General features: G+C 35.1%; 17 protein-coding genes. All 17 read right to left on the reverse strand.

The genetic code is table 11. The features are described from left to right. Window positions 1-8: 8 nt before the first annotated feature. The 17 genes from WCV66_RS19460 to dapG all read right to left on the reverse strand — a co-directional run bounded on the left by WCV66_RS19460 (window position 9) and on the right by dapG (window position 20,781). Window positions 9-800 carry a DUF3388 domain-containing protein gene (locus WCV66_RS19460; protein WP_066337586.1) on the reverse strand — a complete coding sequence of 264 codons (792 nt, stop codon included), beginning with the start codon at window positions 798-800 and terminating at the stop codon, window positions 9-11. 196 nt (window positions 801-996) lie between these two features. Next, on the reverse strand, window positions 997-1,254 hold the full coding sequence (locus WCV66_RS19465) for a DUF3243 domain-containing protein (protein WP_066337593.1): 258 nt from the start codon (window positions 1,252-1,254) through the stop codon (window positions 997-999). A gap of 168 nt (window positions 1,255-1,422) precedes the next feature. Further along, complete coding sequence (gene ymfI / locus WCV66_RS19470) at window positions 1,423-2,145, reverse strand: elongation factor P 5-aminopentanone reductase (protein WP_338786590.1); 723 nt, start codon at window positions 2,143-2,145, stop codon at window positions 1,423-1,425. A 129-nt stretch (window positions 2,146-2,274) separates the two neighbouring features. Then, a complete protein-coding gene (yfmH, locus tag WCV66_RS19475) occupies window positions 2,275-3,561 on the reverse strand; it encodes an EF-P 5-aminopentanol modification-associated protein YfmH (protein ID WP_066337598.1) in 1,287 nt (428 codons plus the stop codon). After that, window positions 3,558-4,835, reverse strand: a complete 1,278-nt coding sequence (yfmF, locus tag WCV66_RS19480; protein ID WP_338786591.1) for an EF-P 5-aminopentanol modification-associated protein YfmF — start codon at window positions 4,833-4,835, stop codon at window positions 3,558-3,560. Before yfmF ends, yfmH begins: the two co-directional genes overlap by 4 nt. A 179-nt stretch (window positions 4,836-5,014) precedes the next feature. Beyond that, window positions 5,015-6,253, reverse strand: coding sequence for an MFS transporter (locus WCV66_RS19485; RefSeq protein WP_338786592.1), 1,239 nt, complete (start codon window positions 6,251-6,253; stop codon window positions 5,015-5,017). Window positions 6,254-6,453: 200 nt separating this feature from the next. Next, complete coding sequence (locus WCV66_RS19490; RefSeq protein WP_396652650.1) at window positions 6,454-7,407, reverse strand: ABC transporter permease; 954 nt, start codon at window positions 7,405-7,407, stop codon at window positions 6,454-6,456. Window positions 7,408-7,413: 6 nt separating this feature from the next. Continuing rightward, a complete protein-coding gene (locus WCV66_RS19495) occupies window positions 7,414-8,460 on the reverse strand; it encodes an ABC transporter permease (protein WP_066337609.1) in 1,047 nt (348 codons plus the stop codon). After that, the gene (locus WCV66_RS19500; RefSeq protein WP_338786593.1) at window positions 8,457-9,986 is read right to left on the reverse strand and encodes an ABC transporter ATP-binding protein; all 1,530 of its coding nucleotides are present in this window, start codon (window positions 9,984-9,986) and stop codon (window positions 8,457-8,459) included. Before WCV66_RS19500 ends, WCV66_RS19495 begins: the two co-directional genes overlap by 4 nt. A 276-nt stretch (window positions 9,987-10,262) precedes the next feature. Next, entirely contained in the window at window positions 10,263-11,345 is a 1,083-nt protein-coding gene (locus WCV66_RS19505) for a BMP family protein (protein ID WP_338786594.1), read from the reverse strand. Window positions 11,346-11,538: 193 nt separating this feature from the next. Next, window positions 11,539-12,264, reverse strand: coding sequence for a GntR family transcriptional regulator (locus tag WCV66_RS19510; protein WP_066337620.1), 726 nt, complete (start codon window positions 12,262-12,264; stop codon window positions 11,539-11,541). A gap of 351 nt (window positions 12,265-12,615) precedes the next feature. Continuing rightward, window positions 12,616-14,979: a DNA translocase FtsK gene (locus tag WCV66_RS19515; RefSeq protein WP_338786595.1), complete on the reverse strand. Its 2,364-nt coding sequence runs from the start codon at window positions 14,977-14,979 to the stop codon at window positions 12,616-12,618. Between the two features lie 240 nt (window positions 14,980-15,219). Then, a complete protein-coding gene (locus WCV66_RS19520; protein ID WP_066337624.1) occupies window positions 15,220-15,477 on the reverse strand; it encodes a YlzJ-like family protein in 258 nt (85 codons plus the stop codon). Then, window positions 15,474-16,217: a ClpP family protease gene (locus WCV66_RS19525; protein ID WP_066337626.1), complete on the reverse strand. Its 744-nt coding sequence runs from the start codon at window positions 16,215-16,217 to the stop codon at window positions 15,474-15,476. The genes WCV66_RS19520 and WCV66_RS19525 overlap by 4 nt, the downstream gene beginning before the upstream one ends. A gap of 272 nt (window positions 16,218-16,489) precedes the next feature. Beyond that, the gene (locus WCV66_RS19530) at window positions 16,490-18,151 is read right to left on the reverse strand and encodes a ribonuclease J (RefSeq protein WP_338786596.1); all 1,662 of its coding nucleotides are present in this window, start codon (window positions 18,149-18,151) and stop codon (window positions 16,490-16,492) included. A 430-nt stretch (window positions 18,152-18,581) separates the two neighbouring features. Beyond that, entirely contained in the window at window positions 18,582-19,463 is an 882-nt protein-coding gene (gene dapA, locus WCV66_RS19535) for a 4-hydroxy-tetrahydrodipicolinate synthase (protein ID WP_066337632.1), read from the reverse strand. Between the two features lie 100 nt (window positions 19,464-19,563). Then, complete coding sequence (dapG, locus tag WCV66_RS19540; protein ID WP_338786597.1) at window positions 19,564-20,781, reverse strand: aspartate kinase; 1,218 nt, start codon at window positions 20,779-20,781, stop codon at window positions 19,564-19,566. Window positions 20,782-20,832 lie beyond the last annotated feature (51 nt).

Here is a 20,832-nt window from a genome sequence, read left to right on the forward strand (position 1 = left end):
CCCCATATTTAAAAGTCAAAGCCTGAAAGACTTGAAGAATCAAACAGCATTTGTGGTTCTTCAACATCTTTATAGGTAATTTCCTCATCAGGATCATTGCGAATTTCTATTATATAATCAAAGTCATCCAATGTATATTCTGTGTTTTGCACAAAAATATCAGGATGTTCCACTACTTTTGTTGCAGAAAGTCTCATAATTTCTCTAACTAACTGAAGATGTTGTTCAGAACCTCTTCTCGTTGAAACGATCCCATCAATAATAAATACGTTGTCTTCACTATATTCATCAGCAATCAACTGACTGCGAATTGTTTGCTTGAGCAAAGTAGATGAAACAAATAACCATTTTTTATTTGCGCAAACGCTAGATGCAACTATAGATTCTGTTTTGCCCACCCTCGGCATTCCACGGATTCCAATTAATTTATGACCATCCTGTTTATATAATTCTGCCATAAAATCAACTAATAGTCCAAGTTCATCTCGTACAAATCGAAAGGTTTTTTTATCGTCTGCATCTCGCTGTATGTATCGTCCATGGCGAACTGCTAATCGGTCTCGAAGCTTTGGGACTCTTAACTTGGTAACAGTTATATGATCCATAGTTTTTAGGATAGATTCGAGTCTTCGTACTTGGTCATTACTTTCACATTTCAATAACAAACCTCGACGGGAATCATCTACACCATTAATAGTGATAATGTTAATTGATAACATCCCTAATAAAGATGAAACATCACCAAGGAGCCCGGGACGATTTTTTTGAATTTCATATTCTAAATACCATTCAAATGGCAATGTAAGTCCCCCTTTAAACAATCACTATAACCTATAATATATGATTTATCCAAAAGAAGAAAGAACAATTACTTGACAAATAATAAAAAGAACAAGCATCCTAATCATACTTTATCCAAAAAAGGTCTATGTAAAACAAACCAAAAGGTTTCTATAAAAAATGATATTGAAAAAGAGAGGATATCTCCTCTCTTTTTTAGTGCGAACCGTTATTTTGAACAAGCTTTACCATCATACTTGCAATTGCCTGTTTTTCTTGATCAGAAGCAACACTCCAAAGATCTGATAATACTCTTTCTTGAGTGTTTTTTGGATCTACTTGCTTAGCTAAGTAGTCACCAACTTCAAATGCTAGGTTATTAATAACCTGATCATTCATTCCTTCGTTTTGAGCATGATGTAAACGGTCACCAAGGAAATTTTTCCACTCATCCCAATTTTCTAAAACAGACATAGGAGTACCCCCTTTTTTTAATTGTTACAAATTTAGTGTTCCTTTGGTCTTCATTTTTTATTCCATATTATTTAGAAAAAATATATGCAATAGAAAACAATATTTCGTCAATATCAAAAAATGGACTCGATAACCGTTCTAACATAGTAAATTGAATAATGCACTTAATCAATACCAGCCACCATCCACCGATAAAACCTGACCAGTAATATATGAGGCATTTGTTGACGCTAAAAAAGATACCGCATGAGCAATTTCATCAGGATCACCTAAACGACCAATCGGAATTTCATTTTTAAGATCATTTAGTTCCTCTTCAGTAAAATCCGAGAGCATTTGAGTGTTAATAGCACCTGGTGCAATGGCATTTACTCGAATTTGACTTGGGGCAAGCTCTTTCGCAAGAGCTTTTACAAATGAATTTTGCCCACCTTTAACCATCGAATACAATACCTCACAAGATGCTCCTACTATTCCCCAAATGGATGAAATCACTATGATGTTTCCCTCGCGCTTACTTACCATTGAAGGAATAAGCTTTTGTGTTAAACGAAATGGACTTGTAATATGTAAATTGATCATTTGTTCAATATTATCATCATTCATATCAGTAATTAAACCATAAAAACTCTTGCCACTATTTAATACGAGCAAATCAATTGGCTTCTCCATTTGATTGATAAGATCTTGTACGCCCGTTTGCTTTGTTAAATCTGCTTGTATCGGTAGGATCATCCGTTTATATTGGGCATTAGTTTGGATTAGCTCCTGAATAGCTTGTTCATTTTGATGATAATGAACAAATAAATGATAACCATCCTCTATAAGTTTTTTCGCAATTGCCATACCAATTCCACCACTAGCCCCGGTGATTAATGCATATTTATCCATTGTTTCTCTCCTCAAACAAAAGGGTCAGACCCCTTAACACAATCTATAGTATTTAAAGGTGAAAAAATACGATAGACTAGTGAGTTTGAAGGGGACAGACCCTTATAAGTCGTTCTTTTAAAAATATCTTTACTTTGGTACAACCTGACAAACTGTGAATAATTCTTCTTCCACTGCTTCTTTGAGTACTGATGTAATATCGTCCTGTGATAGCGATTCGAGTGTTGGTACGACATCAAAAAGGTTCATATCATTAAAGGCATAACGCGTAAACTGATTTGCGATATATTCAGGAGAGTTAATTGCTCTTAAAAATGCTCCAATTTTTTTGTTTTTTGCGGCATCAAAAGTTGTAAAATCAACACCTTCAGCTTTTGCTTTTAATAAAATATATTTGATTTGCTCTGCAAGTTTATCAGGATCTTCTGTATCTCCACCGATCATAGCAAAACCGAAACCTGTTTCTTCTGTATAGTCATAACTAAATGTATCGTCAATAAGACCTTCACTATAGAGATTCTCATAGTACTTTGAACTTTTACTAAATAACATATCCAAAATAATATTCATAGAGAGCTCATATTTTAATAAATCTTTTCCAGAGCGATTAGGATTTTTTGCTTTTAATCCAACTAAACATTTGGACCCTTGGACATTCATTTTTAATTGATCAAGCTTTTGATAAACTTCATTGGGTTCATTTGGAAATTCTCTTTTGATTTCAGATTGTGCTGTGAATTCCTTTTTCTGTTGATTATCTCTCACTTGTTTTAATATTTCTTCTGGTTCTACAGCACCAACCACAAATAGCAACATATTGCTTGGGTGGTAAAACGTATTATAACACTCATACAAGGAATCTTTTGTAATTTTAGCAATAGAATCAATTGTACCTGCAATATCTATTCTTACTGGATGATGTTGATAAAGGTTTTGAATTAAACCAAAATATAAACGCCAATCCGGATTATCATCATACATATTGATTTCCTGACCAATAATACCCTTTTCCTTTTCAACAGTTTGCTCTGAAAAATATGGAGTTTGCACAAAATCAATTAATGTTTCAAGATTTTGTTCAACATTGCTTGTGCTTGAGAACAAATATGCTGTTCTTGTAAACGAAGTAAACGCATTTGCAGACGCCCCTTGTTTACTGAATTGCTGAAACACATCTCCATCTTCTTTCTCGAAAAGCTTATGTTCAAGAAAATGGGCGATTCCATCTGGAACAGTATTCATCTCTTCCTTATTCAAAGGAACAAAGCGATTATCAATTGACCCATATTTTGTTGTAAATGTAGCAAATGTCTTGTTAAAACCCTTTTTAGGTAATACATAGACATCTAGACCATTATCCATCTTTTCATAATATAGCTCTTCCTGCAGTTGCTCAAAACGAATAGGATTTGTCATGCATTTCCCCCCATTCCTTTTAAGAAGTAAATTGTATCTAACTCTACCTTATCAGCAACTCTCACAACATCTTCTTTTGAAACTTTTTCAATCCCTTGTAGGTATTCGTCAAATGAGCGATTTTTTTGTGCAATAACGTTATGATAGACAATCTCAACTAAGCCATATGCAGTATCAATTGTTTCTAATAGCTGATTTCGGATGACTGCCTTAGTTTGCTCAAATTCCTGATCAGTAAAATCTCCACTTTTCATCGCAGCCATTTGCTCCCGAATGATTGTGACAGCTTGATCGTAATTCTGAACCTCTATGCCGGACATAACCATTAATAAACCTTTATGACTCTCTACTCTTGATGCCGCATAATAAGCTAAACTTGCTTTTTCACGGACATTAATAAATAGCTTCGAATGAGAAAAACCACCGTAAATTCCATTAAAGACCTGTAAAGCATAATAGTCATCATCACGATACGTACTATTTGTACGATAGCCAATATTTAATTTTCCTTGTTTTACATCTTGTTCCTCAATAACTTCATTTTCTTCTACTTCTTGTTTCTTAAATGCTTCATTAACTGGCTGATGGTTATTTTGTAATGGAAAATACCGCTTTACATAACCTTCCACCTCTTGCTGATCTAAATCACCAACTACATACAGATCAATTTTATCGGAACTTATTGCCTTTTGATAATAATCGAATAAGGTTTGTGGAGATATTTGTTCTATATCATCAATATCACCATTAACATGTAGTGCATATGGTTCACCTTTACACATTTCCTGCACAAGACGTAAATTTGAATATCTCATTTTGTCATCATATACAGATTGTATGCGTTGCTTTAATGTTCGTTTTTCCTGTGTCACAATTTCATCTTTAAATGCCTCACCATCAACAAACGGGTCTAACAAAATTTCTGATAATAGCTTAATCCCTTTTTCTAATAAAGGTGCAGGATTAGACAAGAATTTTTCATTAGCAAGTTCCATCCGGAATGAAATGATATGATTTTCACCCTTTTTAGCAAGATCAACATGTAGTGTTGCACCATATAGTTCATCTAAATGCTGCCTTAAACTCGTACTTGTTGGAAAACTCTTCGTACCTCTTTGAAGAACATACGGAAGCAATGCACGATATGTAACATCCTGTTCATTTAATGGGGCGAGTAGTTTTAAAACGATAGTATTGGTTTTAAATTTACTCGTTGAAACAGTATGCAAGGACAACCCGTTTACATTAACAAGCTGTTCATTAATAAACGACATGAAAACCCTCCTTTATGTCAATTAGCTTTTGTAAGTATTTGCTTGTAATTATATCAATACGAGGATAATAAAGGAAATAATACACTTTTTTCTCCATCTTATTCTTTCTATAAACATACATCTATATACAAAGGTATATAAACAGGCTGATATAAGGTAGTAAAGCCCTTATATCAGCATTAAGCAAGCTTAGGCATTCGCTTTGAATCCGAATCCTTTTGTGGGTTATTTTTAGGCTTAATAAATAGCATAACAATCATTACCGCCAAAAAACTAACTCCACCAGATATATAATAGATGAGGTGTTCTGATATCGTCATAAAATATGCGTATGCAGGTGGACCTGCTGCAACTCCTATAAACCTCATTGAACTGTATATTGAGGTAATTGTTCCTCGATGTTCTTTTTCAATTCCCTCTGTAATGATCGCATCAAGACTTGGCAGTGTGATTCCAATGCCAACGCCAGTAATGACTAAAAAGGCAACTAAATATAGAAAGGAATGTTGTACCCTTAATGCAATAAAGGATATAGTTACAATTCCCATCCCGATGACAATGACCATTTTCATCAGCTGTTTGCTCTCACCAATTTTTTTCCCCGCGACATATGAACTAATCGAAAGCGCTAATAACGGAATGGCTAATACTAACCCTTTTTGAATACCATCTATGTTATATCGCTTTTCAAGCATATCCGATAAATAGAATAAAACTCCAAACAAGACAAACATAATAATACAACCTACCGCAAAAACTGCAGAAAGCCATTTTCCATTTTCTTTAAAAATATCTTTTATACAATGAGCAAATTCCTTAAATGACTGTTTCTCAGTTTTCTTTTTCTTAGGAACTTTTACTAAAAAGAAGACTAGTAATACACTAATCAAACTAAAAAAAGGAATAAACCAAAAAGGCAAAAACCATAAAAATGAAGCTAATACAGCTCCGATTATTGGACTTAACACCTTTCCTGCTGTATTAGCTGTTTCAGTTAATCCTAATCCCGCACTAACTTGTTCATCATCCTTAAACATATCACCTACTAACGGTATCACCACGGGTGCGGCACCAGAAGAGCCAATCCCCTGTAATACCCTCCCTATCAGTATAAACATAAAAGGATCTTCCATTTGCCAAGAAGCCCAACCAGAAACTGCTCCACCTAGACCTGCAATAATTAAACATGGTACCATGACCATTTTCCTACCAAAACGGTCAGATAAATATCCTGCAATCGGTATTAAAATAATCGCCACAATTGAATACACGGTTATAATTAAAGAAACTTGAAAAGATCCGATATTTAATTTTTTAGAGATTAAAGGAAGTACAGGAATTAACATTGAATTTCCTAATGTCATTACAAGCGGAACAGATGATAATGCTAACAAATCGAGCTTCTTTCGTGATTCCATCTTTGCTTCACCTTGTCTACATTATTTTTTATTCAATTACATTTTGTGTAGTTATCTGCGAACATATACTAGGATTAAGTAGTAACTAACAAATGGAAATTTATTAATACGTTTTTTTATATTTTTTCTTGTTAGAATATTAATTCTATAAGCAAAAAAGCTTCCCAACATATAGTGAGGAAGCTTTTTTGATACTACTATTAACGTTTTCCTTTTTCATATGGGGTTCCAGATGCTTTAGGTGCATCGGCACGTCCAATAAATCCTGTTAGCGCAAGAATAGTCAAAACATAAGGTAATATGAGTAAGTAAACCGTTGGAATATCTTTTAAAAATGGAATGGTTCCTCCAATTATACTTAATCCTTGGGCAAGACCAAAAAATAGTGCGGCCCCCATTGCACCTAATGGATGCCATTTACCAAAAATAACCGCTGCAAGCGCCATAAATCCTTGACCACTTATTGTTGCATGACCAAAATCTCTTGAAATAATCGTGGCATACACCGCTCCGCCGATTCCAGCAAATGCTCCACTAAGCATGACCCCGATATACCTCATTTTCGTTACATTTATTCCCATTGTATCTGCTGCCATTGGATGTTCTCCAACAGAACGAAGTCGAAGTCCAAATGGTGTTTTATATACAACATACCATACAATCACTGCTGCTAGAATTGCAATATAAGAGGTAATATATCCTCCTGAGAAAAATATTTTTCCAATTATAGGAATGTCACTTAAGATTGGTACGTCCATTTTATTAAAGCTCATACTTATTCGATCAGTTTGCCCTTTTTCATAAATATTTTTCACTAAGAATAAAGTTAAACCTAATGCTAAAAAGTTAATCGCTACACCACTTACTACCTGATCTGCTTTAAAAGTAATCGAAGCGACTGCGTGAAGCAGGGAGAAAATAGCTGCTGCAACCATTGCCGCTAAAATAGCTAACCAAGGGGTAGCACTACCAAATACATCTACAAAATTAAGATTAAAAACAATACCTACAAACGCACCAATAATCATTAAGCCTTCAAGACCAATGTTAACAACACCTGCACGTTCACTAAGAACTCCACCAAGTGCAGTGAAAATAAGTGGAGCTGCCACAAATAAAGCTGTTGGAATGATAATTTCTAAAGCCTGTAAAATGCTCACTTATTTCCCCTCCTTTTTAAAACGAAGTAAGATCCAGCGGATAAAGTAGCTCGATGCTACGAAGAAGATAATAAGCGCAATAACAATTTCAACAAGTTCATTCGGTACGCCCGCTTCTGAAGGCATGTTTAATGCTCCAATTTTCAGACCACCAAATAATACAGCAGCTAATATGATTCCAATTGCCGTGTTTCCTCCAATGAGGGCTACAGCAATTCCATCAAATCCTATTCCAGTAAAGCCACCCTTAACTGAAACGTATTCAAACGTTCCTAAACCTTCCATTGCACCAGCTACACCTGCAAACGCACCAGAAATAACCATAGATAAAATAATGTTTTTATTTACATTCATACCAGAATAATGTGCTGCATCATGATTAAATCCTACAGCACGAAGTTCATAACCTTTTGTTGTTTTCTCAAGTAAAAACCACATCAAAAATGCTGCAATAATTGCAATAAAAATTCCATAGTGCATACGTGAAAAATCAGTTATATTCTCAAAAAATTCAGAACGTAATGATGCAGATGGAAATACTTTTTCCGTTTTATCAGCATTATCAGTAATAACATCTCTAATTAATGCGTTTGTTACATGTAATGCAACATAATTCATCATAATTGTAACGATAACTTCGTGTACTTTAAATCGGGCTTTCAAAAAACCAGGAATAAATCCCCATAGTGCACCTGCTAATCCAGCAACGATAATGGCAAGTGGAAGGTGAATAATCATTGGTAATTCAAATGCAATACCAACCCAAACCGCAGCAAGCCAACCGACTATAACTTGCCCTTCAACACCAATGTTAAAAAGACCTGTACGAAAGGCAAATGCTACCGCTAAACCTGTTAAAATATAAGGTGTTACCTGTCTAACAGTTTCACCTATATAATAAGATTCTCCGAAGATCCCATACCATAATGCACTATATCCAGCAATCGGATCGTAACCACTAACTAACATAATGATTGCACCGCAAACTAAACCTAATATAATGGCGATAATTGGAATTAGCAAATTCATATAACGATTTAAATTCATGATAGCTCACCTTCCTTCTGACGCTTACTACCAGCCATTAGTAATCCTAACTCCTGTTCAGTAGTTTCCTTAGGATCAACGATATCAACTATTTTACCCTCGTAGATAACTGCAATTCGATCACTAACATTCATAATTTCATCTAATTCAAATGAAATAAGAAGGACAGCTTTTCCGTTATCACGTTGTTCTATTAACCGGCTATGAATGAATTCAATTGCTCCAACATCTAATCCACGTGTAGGCTGGGCTGCAATTAATAAATCAGGGTTTCTATCAACTTCACGTCCGATTATTGCCTTTTGCTGATTTCCACCTGATAAAGCCCTCGCTAAAGTTGTAGAGCTTGGTGTTCTTACGTCAAATTCAGTTATTAATTGGGAAGCTTTATCATAAATTGCTTTGAAATTTAAGACACCTCTCTTTGAAAAAGGTTGTCGGTAATATGTTTGTAACACCATGTTCTCTCCAACAGGGAAATCTAGTACAAGGCCATGTTTATGTCTATCCTGTGGGATATGACCAATGCCTGTTTCTGTAATTTTCCTTGGATGCATATTTGTAATGTTTTTATTATTTATTTTAACTGTCCCAGAATTCACTTTTCTTAACCCTGTAATCGCTTCAATTAATTCAGTTTGACCATTGCCATCTACACCAGCAACTCCAACTATTTCACCAGCACGGATTGATAAACTTAAAGAATTAACCATCGGAACTTGACGATTATCTTTAACAACTAAATTTTCAATTGTTAATACATCTTCTTTTGGAGAAGCAGGAATTTTTTCTGTAGTAAATGAAACCTCCCGCCCTACCATTAATGAAGCTAGTTCATTTGGATTTGTATCAACTACATTTACTGTTCCAATCCCTTCTCCTTTTCGAATGACTGTAACTCGATCACAAACTTCCATAATCTCCTTTAATTTATGTGTAATTAATATGATCGATTTCCCTTCATTAATTAAAGTTTTTAAAATCTGAATTAATTCTTTAATTTCTTGAGGTGTTAAAACTGCTGTCGGTTCGTCAAAAATTAAAATTTCTGCACCGCGATATAATGTTTTTAAAATTTCTACTCGTTGCTGCATACCTACTGAAATATCTGAAATTTTAGCTGTAGGATCAACTTTAAGACCGTATTTCTCTGATATTTCTTTTACTTGTTTTTCTGCTTCTTTTAAGTTTATAGAAGTACCTTTTTTCGGTTCATTACCTAAGATGATATTTTCTGTAACTGTAAACGTATCAACGAGCATAAAATGCTGATGAACCATCCCAATTCCTAAATCATTTGCGATGTTTGGATTTGTAATATCAACCTTTTTTCCTTTAACTCTAATTTCCCCTTTTTCCGGTTGATAAAGTCCAAATAGAACGTTCATCAATGTTGACTTTCCTGCTCCATTTTCACCTAATAACGCATGAATTTCTCCTTTTTTAACTTGTAAGGTTATGTTATCGTTTGCAACTATTCCAGGAAATTCTTTGCGAATATTTAGCATCTCAATTACATATTCCAACTTGTTCACTCCTTTTCCCTGAACAACATGAAGTTTTTTATTATTCATTTTGTAACTTAATGCTCTATTGATAAAAGCTAGCTGGTATGAAAATCACCAAATGCAAGTCCTCCAAATAGTTAGAAGATTTGCATTTATTGATTTTCAGGAATAAAGGGGTGACTTTTAAATAGCACAGACCACTCTAACAAATGGAGTATAAGACGAATTGTCCAATACTCTTTTTAGCTAGAGGGTCTGACCTTTATCATTAAGTCAGCCCCTTATTATTTATCCTTATTTTGTAGGTACTTCAATTTCACCATTTAAGATTTTCTCTTGGTATTCTTTCACTTTTGCTTTTACATCATCTGTTAGATGTTCATCATGTGGAGCAGGAGCAATACCAATTGCTTCCTCTTCAATGCCATATTCTAAAATTTCTCCGCCTGGGAACTCACCAGCTGCACCTTTTTCAGCAAGATCTTTAACAGCAACGTCAACACGTTTTACCATAGAAGTAAGTGTTACGTTAAACTCTTCCCCATCTTTTGTTTTACCATTTCCTTCTTCATATTGGTCCTTATCAACCCCGATAACCCAAAGCTCACGGTCTGGATCTTCAACTTTCAAGTCAATAGCCTCAGAGAATACACCGTTACCAGTACCACCAGCAGCATGATAAATAATGTCTGCACCAGCACCGTACATGCTTGAAGCAATCGCTTTACCTTTATCCGCGGCATCGAAGGCACCTGCATATTGAATATCAACTTTTGCTTCAGGGTTTACAGCTTTTACGCCTTCAACAAAACCAACTTCAAACTTTTTAATTAAATCAGATTCCATACCACCTACAAATCCAACTTTATTCGTTTTTGTTGTTAATCCTGCAACCACACCAACCAAGAATGAACCTTGATGCTCTTTAAACGTAATACTTGCAACGTTGGGTTGTTCAACAACACTATCAACTATAGCAAAATGTGCATCCTTTTGTTGCTGTGCGATTTCATCTACCGCCCCTTGTAATTGGTAACCAATTCCATAAATTAAATCAAAGTCTTTACGAGCCAGGGTATTTAAATTTGTTGCATAATCTGCATCACTAGTTGACTGTAAGTAATCAAAACCATCACCTTTTTCAAGGTTGTTCTCTTTCCCGAATTCTTGGATACCTTCCCAAGCTGATTGGTTGAAGGATTTATCGTCTACTCCTCCAACATCTGTTACCATTGCCACTGTGAAGTTATCTTTTGAACTTTCACCGCCGCCTTCTCCACCAGCATCTTCATTTTTATCAGTCCCACCGCCACAGCCAGCTAAAAGCGTTCCTGCTGCAAGCACTAGAGATAATGCAAGTCCATGTTTTTTCTTCATTTTTATTGCCCCCTAAATAATAATTTTAATATAGCACTTTACAAAAACAGACTTCTCGGTACGATCACCTCCTTAAAGTCCAAATTACACTTACTTTCATTATAAATAACAGACAAGGGTTAAGCATTAACTGGTGTAGATTTAATGACAAGCATATGTATGAACGATAGGAAAACTTTTTATTATCATTTACCTATAATCGTTTTCTTACAACATGAAAACTAAAGTGGTCAGCTCTAAAATAATTTAATGAGTATAAAACCGGTCGGTCTTGGTTATCGAAGTGCATCTGTTTTAACAATAGCAAAGAGGTTTCAGGATCACACTCTAAGATTGGAGAAATTTTCTCATGGTATCCAATGGGATCGATATGAGTAACAGCATAGCTAATATATATATTAGCTTTTTCTTCCAATAATTTAAATAAGGATTCCTGCTCATGATCAAAAGTTTCAGGTAAAATATTTGTCGGAATTTTATCCAAACAATAGACTACCGGCTCACCATTTGCTGTACGTACTCTTTCTAGTAAGAAGATTTCCTCTTCCTTGTCACATTTAAACCTTTTCACATCATCATCTGTAGCACCAGTAATCGAGGATGAAAGAAATATAGTGCCTGGTGTAAGATTTGCATTTTCAATCATAGCTGTAACACTATTTAATTGTTCTATACCTGAAGTGAATCGTGGTTTGGAGTTTACGAATGTACCAACACCATGTCTTCTTATGATAACGTTTTCTTCCTCAAGTATACGGAGTGCTTCTCTTAAGGTAGCTCTACTGACTCCTAAACCTTTAGAAAGTTCAAATTCAGATGGTAATTTTTCTTTTTCCTTATAAGTGCCATTTTCAATATCTTCTTTAATTTTATCAATAACTTGTAAATACAAGTGACGATTGTCAGATTTTATGGTCATTAGTCCGCCCCCAACCTTTTCCGCTATGTACAAGAGATCAGACATCTGATGTTATACACCTATCTCTAATCGAAAATACTATATCATGTTTTACCTTAGAAATAAATAGAAACTATATATTTTTGTCGAAATAAGTAGAAAAATAAAATTAGTCTGCTAACTTTATTTTTATTTTTTATAATTTATTATTCTCAAATATGTAAATTTTTAAATGTATTGAGTCCGATTATTATTGGAACTACAAGTAGCAAAGTAGTGATTTCTAATGAATTTCATTTATTAGTTACTTATAAAGACAAAAAAACAGCATACAAAATGATTTTCATTTCATACACTGTATAGTCTTATTCATTATGAGGTTAGTTCTTCATGTCTTTCTTTTGAAAGCAGGACTTCACGGGGCTTGCTTCCTTCGTATGGACCTACTACTCCTCTTTCTTCCATAGCATCAATTAATCGAGCCGCTCTCGTATAACCAACACGAAATCGTCGTTGTAGCATTGACACAGATGCTGTTTGCATATCAACTACAAGCTGTACGGCTTCCTCGTACAAATCATCTTGTACTTCACTTGTTGTTTCAACTACTTCGGTTGGAATCATCTCTTCTTGATATTGTGCCTTCTGTTGAGCAATAACAAAATCAACGGTTTGTTCAACTTCATCATCCGATAAAAATGCACCTTGTACACGAACAGGTTTTGATGCACCGACAGGTAAAAAGAGCATATCTCCTCTACCTAATAACTTTTCAGCGCCCCCCATATCAAGTATTGTTCTGGAATCTGTTTGTGATGAAACACTGAAGGCGATTCGTGAAGGAATATTGGCTTTAATTACTCCTGTAATAACATCAACTGACGGACGTTGTGTAGCAATAATTAAATGGATACCTGCCGCACGAGCCATTTGTGAAAGCCTAGTTATTGAATCCTCTACATCAGATGATGCAACCATCATTAAATCTGCCAACTCATCAACAATAACAACAATATAGGGGATTTCAGGTTGCTTTGCTTCTTCAACTCGGTTATTTCTTCTGATTATCTCATTATAACCCTCAATATTTCTCGTTCCAGTATGTGAAAACAGCTCATATCGTCTTTCCATTTCATTGACTACTTTTTTTAAGGCTTGAGACGCTTTTTTTGGATCTGTTACGACAGGGGCGAGCAAATGCGGGACGCCATTATATACATTAAGCTCTACCATTTTCGGATCGATCATCATCAGCTTGACTTCATGTGGCTTTGCACGCATTAAGATACTAGTGATGATTCCATTAATACAGACACTTTTTCCACTACCTGTTGAACCTGCAACTAATAAGTGAGGCATTTTATTAAGTTCAGCTAATACAGCATCACCAGAAATATCTCTTCCCAAACCGATTAGTAGTTTTGCATCTGGTCGATCATTCGATTTCGACTCTAATACCTCTCTAAGTGAAACCATTGCTATTTCTGAATTTGGAACTTCGATACCTACAGCAGATTTTCCTGGAATAGGGGCCTCTATCCGAATATCCTTTGCAGCAAGAGCTAAAGCTAAATCATCACTTAAATTGACAATTTTACTAACCTTAACACCTGCATCGGGGTATACCTCATATTTCGTAACAGCTGGTCCTAAATGTACCTGAGTCACTTTAGCTTTGACACCAAAACTTTGAAATGTTTTTTCAAGCTTCCTAGCATTTTCGTAAATATTTTTCTTATCTGCATTTTGAGCGTTTTGCTTAGGTGCTTTTAATAAATCGATTGGCGGTAATTCATAATCTTTGTTCTCTACCTCTACAAATGTTATTGGCTGAAGAGCGTCTTGCTCTTGTGTTGGTAACTCTGTTGTTGATGTATTTTTTTGTTTTTGAGTTGATTCATTGGCTGGATTTATTTGTTGTTGAGTGTCCATCATATGAACGACCATTTCTGGTGGTTCCTCACGATCAGAAAAACTTGAAATGATTGGTTGCAGAACCTCTTCATCATCAAATGATTCCATTTCTTTTTCTCTAGTCTTCTCTTCTTCCTTGTCCTTTTTATTTTGTTTTTGCTTCTCACGCTTCTTTTTCATTGAAGAAGGAAGACTTTTCATATCATCTTTAAAGCCTATAGCCTGATTTTTAATAAATCTTCCAATCGGCATTAATACCTTAGCCAATGTTGCTTGTAATGATCTACCAGTAATTAATATAACCCCAATAACAATTAGGACAACTGCAATAATTCTTGAACCTGCTTCAGCAAATAGATAATAGGAAGCAGCAAAAAAAAGTGCTCCTAGCATTCCTCCACCTAAATCAACAGTGCTTCCCTCACCTCTAACATCCATCCAAAACAGTTCAAGTGTGTTTGCGAGAACACTTGGTGATGCAAAAGTGCCATTATGTGAAAGCATTTTGAAAAGTGTAACATGACTTAGTAATAATAAAGAAGCTGTTACACAATATATTCCGATCATTTGCCGACTAAATAACCTTGGGATTTGTCGCTTCCAAATTAAACAGAGTGAGAAAAGGACAATTCCAATTAAAAACAGCATATACCATTCTCCGCTGAAAAAGCGAAATAAATGAACGAATGTCGTACCGACAAATCCAAGTTTTGAAATAGCTATTAGTGCAATTGCTAAAATAATTAATCCTGCAAGCTCATATTTTAACGTCGTCTTCCAATCTTCTTTCGTTTTTCTTTGTTTTCTTTTTCGTTTTGCCATAAAATGATCACCTATGTATAGTTAATGTTTTTCTTTTAATAAAGAACAAAAGCACAAGCGCCTCGTTCAGCCACGACAAGCATAAGACGATTTGGATAGAAGGCGCTCTTTGCCTTCAATTCTAGATTGGCTAGACCCTAGAGGCACTAGGCGTTGGAACTGGATGTCGAAGCGCTTATCCACAGTTCAAGAATTTTATAATTTCCTTAACAATGAAGAAAGCAGCCGAAACTGGCTGCCTTATCTTTGCTCTCCTATTATACCATATTTCTCCTCAGGGGTAGAAATGGCCATAGTAATTTTTTGCCCAGGACAATACTGATTATCTAAAAAATGACGTGGATCACTACTAAGTATTCGAACAATTTCATATTGAGCGTTAGCTGTTTCTTGGACTAATAATTGAACACCGTTCATGTGAATGACAGATTGCTTTTTATACTCATCTTCCATGGTTGGGAACATAAGTTCTTCTGGCATCATTGTATAGTAGATCATTGAAGCACCTGCTTGTCATCAGATTTATCAAGAAAACTATTCAGCTTTTGAATCGCTTGACCAACTCCACCGACTTCATCAATTAACCCGTATTCTACTGCATCTTTCCCAACAACATTTGTCCCAATATCTCTTGTTAAATTCCCTTTTGAAAACATTAGCTCCTTAAACTTCTCTTCAGTAATATTTGAGTGCTTCGTTACAAAATTGATGACTCGATCCTGCATCTTATCTAAATATTCAAAAGTTTGTGGTACTCCAATAACTAATCCTGTTAACCTGACAGGGTGGATTGTCATTGTTGCAGTTTCTACGATAAAGGAATGATCACATGAAACAGCGATTGGGACACCAATCGAATGACCTCCACCTAATACTATGGAGACAGTTGGTTTTGATATCGTGGCAAGCATCTCAGCAATAGCTAAACCTGCTTCCACGTCACCACCAACAGTATTTAAAATAACTAATAATCCTTCTATATTAGGATTTTGTTCAATTGCAACGATCTGCGGGATGACATGTTCATATTTAGTTGTTTTATTTTGAGGTGGAAGTTGGATATGGCCTTCAATTTGTCCAACAATTGTTAAACAATGGATTTTAGAATCTTGTCCCATCTGTGGCACATTTGTTTGGCCCAATTGTTGTATCTTTTCAACAATTGAACTCTCTTTTCCCTCTTGCTTCTCTCCTTCATTATGATCGTTCCCCTGTATGTAATGATCATGATTCGTCATGCTTCATCATCCTTTCTTTTTCATTCTGTTTGTAGTATTTACAACCTTGTTTATTTCATGCGAATGATAAAAAATGGACGATTCAAAACAAATCGTTTGAGCTGGATGTCGATGCATAGTTAACAATACAAAGAATTTTATTATTTCCTTTACATTGAAAAGAGACTGACAATTAATTGATGTGTCAGTCTCGAACTAATTTACAGTATATTAATCATCTTTGTCCTACAAGCGTTTTCAATCTATTAATAATAATGTACATTGATTCTTCATTAAATCTCCATAATAATAGGTAAAATCATTGGTCTTCTTCTCGTTTTCTCATATAAGAATTGATTAAGTGCTTCTCTTATACTTAGCTTTATAGCAGACCATTCAATGGCATATTCCCTCATACTACGATCTACTATATCAGAAACAAGCTCAGTTGCTTTTCCAATTAACTCCTCTGATTCTCGGACATAAACGAAGCCTCTTGTTATAATCTCTGGACCTGATATGATTTGTTTTTTCTGTTTATCAAGAGTCACCACAACAATTAAAATCCCATCCTGAGATAATAATCGACGATCGCGAAGCACGATGTTTCCTACATCACCTATTCCTAGCCCATCGATTAATATATTTCCAGATGATACTTTAGCACCTGTATGTACTTGATCCCCTTTAAACTCAACAACATCTCCTTTTTCTATTAGAAAGATGTTCTCCTCATCCAAGCCTACTTGTTTCGCTAATTTTGCATGAGCTTTTTGCATTTTATATTCACCATGAATTGGAATAAAAAACTCTGGCTTTGTTAAGTTAAGCATCATTTTTAACTCTTCTTGGTGACCATGACCAGAAACATGTATTTGCTTTTGACCAAATACAACATTTGCACCTGCTCTAAATAATAAATCAATTGTTTTAGAGAAAATTAACTCTTGACCAGGAATTGGAGTAGCTGCTACAAGGATGGTATCTCCTTCTTTTACATTTACTTGCTTATGAGATTGTTTAGCCATTCTAGATAAAACAGCTAGTGGATCTCCATGATTACTTGTTGTTAAAATGGCAACTTCATTTTTGGGATGCTTGTCTATTTCGTTTACAGAAATGATGAACTCTTCGTCAACATCAATATAACCTAGATTGATAGCTAAATTTAGGGTATTCTTCATATTTTTCCCTACAATAGCTAGCTTACGGTTATTTTTTACTGCAGCATTAATTACATGTTGAATCCTATATAGGTTAGAAACAATTACTGCAACAATTACTCTTCCTTCTGCATTATACATGACATCAGATATTTCATTTCCAATAATGGCTTCTGAACCAGAATAACCAGGCTTTTCTGCATTGATACTATCAGATAATAAGCATAAAACGCCTTCATCACCGATCTTAGCGATTTTACCAATGTCCATTTGACTATCACCAACAGGTGTTTGATCAAATTTAAAGTCTCCTGTAAAGACAATTGATCCCATCGAAGTAGAAAAACTTATGCCCACTGAATCTGGAATACTATGATTTGTTCTAAAGAACGAAATTTCAGTACTTGAAAACCGCAAAACTGTTTGGTTATCAATTTCCTTTACCAAAACCGTTTGTTTCATACGATTTTCTTTTAGTTTTTCACTGACGAATGCCAATGTAAGCTTTGTACCATATATAGGCACACTAATATTATTTAGGAGATAGGAAATCCCACCGATATTCTCATCATGACCATGTGTTAGAAAAATTCCTTTTACACGCTCTTTATTTTCCTTTAAATACGTAATATCAGGTATAACCATATCAATACCTAACATTTCACCTTCTGGATACATTAACCCTGCATCAACGACAAATAGATCAGAGTTAATTTCAACTACAAACATATTTTTCCCGACTTCACCTACGCCGCCTAAAGCGATTAATTTAATATTTTCTGTCTTTTCCATGATTTAATAAATCCTCCCCACTGAAGTACCCGTTCAACGTCACTTAGAAACATTATACATGATGAAAGAAATGGAACACAAGGAAATTTTCTCCGTATAGTTTTCTAATGTTTAATACGTAATATCGTAACGTCTACTCTAGTAAGTCCTCATAAATAGATGGTGTTCTTCACCTTTAGATCATAAGTGGCCAAGACTTTGAATGAAATTATTATAGTTGCATAAGAAATAAATAGAGGCTGGGACAAAAGTATTTCAGCCAAAGAAAAACCCGAACTATCATGCGAAATTCTAATTTAGAGTTTCGTAATAGTTTGGGTTTTTTATTTATATCGCTTAATTAAATTAAAAGTTATTCGGCTTTAAGAATGGTCAATTTAGTTATGTCCCAGCCTCTACGAAAAGGAATCAACTTGGAAAAGCAATTAAATTATTCGTTAATATAGTTATCGATTACTTCCATTAGCTTACTACGTTCATCACCTGTTAAAGGGATTAATGGTAAGCGTACAGAACCAACATCTAAGCCTCTAACTTGTAAAGCCGTTTTTACAGGTCCTGGGTTAGGAACTGCGAATAATTGTTTAACAACGGGCAATAATTTACGATGTTGATTTGCAGCTGAAATATAATCACCACTAACAAATGCTGATATCATAGATTGAATCTCATTTCCAAAAATATGAGAAGCAACAGATACTACTCCAGTACCACCAATTGAAAGAACTGGTAATGTTAAAGTATCATCACCTGAGTATAAGACGAAATCTTCTTTTGTCTTAGAAATAATTTCTGACATCGCATCTAAATTACCACTAGCTTCTTTAACCGCAACAATATTAGGCAGTTCTGACAGTCTCACAGTTGTTTCTACGGACATATTAACTACACTTCTGCCTGGAATATTATAAAGCATGATCGGGAGATTCGTTGATTCTGCAATAGCTTTAAAGTGTTGATAAAGTCCTTCTTGGCTAGGTTTATTATAATATGGAACTACGAGCATAATTGCATCAACACCAGATTCTTCTGCGAGCTTTGTTAGTTTAATTGAAGCAGCAGTATTATTACTACCAGTCCCAGCTACTACAGGAACTCTTCCATTTACTTCTTTAACAGTGTGTTTAATTAGCGCAATTTTCTCTTCATTGCTTAGAGTAGGAGATTCGCCAGTTGTACCTGTTACAACCAATGAATCAGATCCATGGTTGATTAAGTAATCAATTAATTTAGATGTTTTTTGAAAGTCAATATTTCCATTTTTATCAAACGGAGTTACCATTGCTGTTGAAAGTTTACCAAAATGACTCATTCTCACTCTCACTCCTCTTGTTGCCTTCTAAAAATAAACTTAGTTTACTGCTAAAAATAGCAGCTAGTTGCCCAAGAATGTTCATGGGCTTTAAGTTTTCTTACTTTGATAGATCAAATGCTTCGTGTAAAGCATTTACCGATTTTATCATATCTTCTTCCTTTACTAAGACCCAAATCGTCGTGTGACTATCAGCTGATTGGAGGATTTGGATTCCCTTTTCGGAAAGTGCTGTCACTATTTTTGCTGTCACACCTGGAACACCCATAATTCCTGCACCTACTGTTGATACTTTTGCACAATGTCTATTAATAATTGGTTCATAACCGAGACTCACTAAAATTTCAATTGCACGATCGGTAACCTTATCAGTAACAGTGTAAATAACACCTTTTGGAGTTATATTAAAAAAGTCAACACTTATACCGTCCTTTGCCATTGCTTTGAAAACTTCAGTTTGTACATCATATTGTCCTTCTTTTGCAGTCACTTTTATTTGAGTGACATTAGAGACATGAGCGATTCCGGTTATAAGTCGTTCATGGACATCGCTACCTCTTTTTCTAGAGTGATTTGATGTAACGAGTGTTCCCGAGGATTGTGAATATGTCGATCGAACACGTATAGGTACTTCTGATTGCATTGCAATTTCAACTGCACGGGGATGGATAACCTTAGCACCTTGATATGCAAGATTAACAATTTCCGTATATGTTACAATTGAAAGAGGTTTTGCATTTTCTACAATTCGTGGATCTGCAGTCATGACACCCTCAACATCTGTAAAGATATCAACAAATTCAGCATCTAATGCTGCACCTAGTGCGGCTGCAGAAGTATCACTTCCACCTCTACCGATCGTCGTAATATCTCCATTTGTCGATGAAGCACCTTGAAAACCTGCCACAACTACAACATCATGAGTTTCGAATGTCTCAAGCAATCGCTCACACTTCATTTCAAGAATTTTCGCATTTGTATGTTCATCATTTGTAACAAAACCTGCTTGTGATCCATTTAGCGCTGTAGCTTTAATATCATTCTCGTTTAACATACTCGAAAATACAATTGAAGAAATCATTTCACCACAAGACAAGAGCATATCCTGTTCCCGATTCGAAATCGACTCAATTCCGCCATACAGCAAACCAAGCAGCGTATCTGTTGCATAAGGATCACCATTTCTACCCATAGCAGAGACGACAACAACAACCTTATAGCCTTCTGACATTGCTTCTTTTATATGGTTTAAGGCCATGTCTCGACCGTGTGTATCTTTAACAGACGTTCCACCAAATTTTTGAACGATAATTTTCATTGTAACACCTCAACTATAGACGTGAGAGAAGAGAGCTGGTTAACCATGCTC

This window comes from Metabacillus rhizosphaerae (assembly GCF_037201795.1).
Taxonomy (GTDB): Bacteria; Bacillota; Bacilli; order Bacillales; family Bacillaceae; genus Metabacillus; species Metabacillus rhizosphaerae.